Raw genomic sequence first — 2,027 nt, 5'->3', positions numbered from 1 at the left:
GGGATCTCGGTGTCGACCTTGTCGGTCGAGACCTCGAGCAACGGCTCGTCGACCTCGACGGTGTCCCCCTCCTTCTTGAGCCAGCGGGTGACGGTGCCCTCGCTGACGGATTCACCGAGAGCCGGCATCTGTACGGAGAAGGCCATGGTGTCGTGACTCCTCAAGAGTTCTGGGCGCTGCCCGCCGGCGCGATCCGCGCCCGCGTGAGCGGCGACATGGTGGTGGGCTATCGATTCTTCGAGACGACCCGGGACGGAACCACTGTGGCGGCCCGCCCGGACGATCGACCCCCATTGTGCCCTGTGCCACCTACCGGTGTCGGCGGACGCTCCGATCCCGGCGTCTGTGGGCGCCCGATCCGCCCGGCGGCCGCGCCATCACCGGTGCTCGGGCTCGGTACGATCGATTCGGCGTAGACGGCCCCACCCCGGACGGGGGGCCGACGGGAGGAGACCGACAGTGGCGATCCGCGATCTTTTCCGGCGGCGGCAGACGCGGATCCCCGCGGATCCCGCCGACCTCGCCCACTTCCGATCCTGGTGCGAGACCCGGGTGGGGATCGAGGCGTACCTGGAGCCCGAGACCCTCGTGTCGGTGCCCGGGCTCCTCCTCGTCGCGTTCGACGGCGAGTGGACGCGACGCCCGGTGGGGGACGTGGCCACCGCGCGCAAGCTCGCCGACGAGCTCAAGATCCCCCTCTACGACGCGATGGAGACCGGGTACCCGGACCGGATGCGGCTCTTCGAGGAGGTCCGCATCTCCCGCGAGCGCATGGAGAGGGCCCGCCGGCTCCGCGAACAGATGCGCGGAGCCGACGAGGCCTGACCGGCCGCGGACGGGTGAGCCGCCCGCGGACGGGTCAGCCGGCCGCGGCGATGTCCTCGAGCACCGCGAGCATCGTCCGGACGGGGACACCGGTCCCGCCCTTGGGCAGGTAGCCCTCGGCGCCGCCGTCGTTGTAGGCCGGGCCCGCCACGTCGACGTGGGCCCACTCGACGCCCTCGGCGACGAACTCGGAGAGGAACAGGCCCGCGGAGAGCATGCCGCCCCAGCGGTGCGGGGTGACGTTGGTCAGATCCGCGACCTGGGAGTCGAGGCCGTCGCGGAGCTCCTCGGGCAGCGGCATCGGCCAGCCGCCCTCGCCGACCCCCCGGCTGAGCTCGGCCACCCGGTCTCGGAACTCCTCGGTGCCCATGACACCGGGGGACTTCTTGCCCAGTGCGACCATCTGCGCCCCGGTGAGCGTGGCGGTGTCGATGAGGTGGGACGGCGAGTCCTCGCACGCGCGGACGATGGCGTCGGCCAGGATCAGCCGCCCCTCGGCGTCGGTGTTCTGCACCTCGACCGTCGTCCCGCCGTACATGGTGAGCACGTCGCCGGGCCGGTACGCGGTCGAGGACGGCATGTTCTCGGCCATCGGGACGGTCGCCACCACGGTCAGGTCGAGACCGAGCCGGGCGGCCAGGATGACGGTCGCGACCACGGCGGCCGCACCGCCCATGTCCATCGTCATCTGCTCCATGCCCGCGGCCGGCTTGATGGAGATGCCGCCGGTGTCGAAGGTGACGCCTTTGCCCACCAGGGCGACGGGCGGCCGGTTCTCGTTGCCCCGGTGGGTGAGTCGGACCAGGCGTGGTGGCCGGGACGACCCGCCGCCCACGGCCAGGATGCCGCCGTATCCACCGTCGGCCAGGTCGGCCTCGTCCATGATCTCCACCTCCAGGCCCGCGGCGGCGGCGAGCTCGGCGGCGCGGTCCGCGAAGGAACCGGGGAAGAGCAGGTTGGGTGGGGTGTTGACCAGGTCGCGGGCGAGGCCGACGCACTCGGCGATGGTGGCGGCACGGGTCACCGCGTCCTCGCCGCCCTCCGCGACGAACACCTTCACGGTGTCCGCCTTGTCGTCGTCGTCGTTCTTCGCCGTGACCTTGGCCGGCCGGAACGATCCCAGCGCAGCCCCCAACGCGACCGCCTCGGCGCGCCCGGCGTCGAGCAGGACCAGTGCGGCGCCCAGCCCACGGCACGCGCGC

Annotated in this window: 3 protein-coding genes; 1 reads left to right on the top strand and 2 read right to left on the bottom strand. The window is 72.5% G+C overall.

The genetic code is table 11. The features are described 5' to 3' along the window. Nucleotides 1-146: biotin/lipoyl-containing protein (locus tag G6020_RS17285; RefSeq protein ID WP_347238397.1), on the bottom strand; the 146-nt coding region annotated here is incomplete at its 3' end. A gap of 313 nt (nucleotides 147-459) precedes the next feature. On the opposite strand from G6020_RS17285, the gene G6020_RS15365 reads away from it, so the two are divergent. Continuing rightward, on the top strand, nucleotides 460-825 hold the full coding sequence (locus tag G6020_RS15365) for an oxidoreductase (protein ID WP_182611205.1): 366 nt from the start codon (nucleotides 460-462) through the stop codon (nucleotides 823-825). 34 nt (nucleotides 826-859) lie between these two features. Here G6020_RS15365 and G6020_RS15360 read toward each other — a convergent pair. Beyond that, the coding region (locus G6020_RS15360) for a leucyl aminopeptidase (protein ID WP_241731270.1) at nucleotides 860-2,027 on the bottom strand (1,168 nt) is incomplete at its 5' end.

It is taken from the genome of Dietzia sp. B19 (assembly GCF_014145155.1).
Classification (GTDB): domain Bacteria; phylum Actinomycetota; class Actinomycetes; order Mycobacteriales; family Mycobacteriaceae; genus Dietzia; species Dietzia natronolimnaea.
The sequence above is the reverse complement of the archived record's forward strand: the minus strand, read 5'-3'. Positions and strand labels throughout refer to the sequence as shown.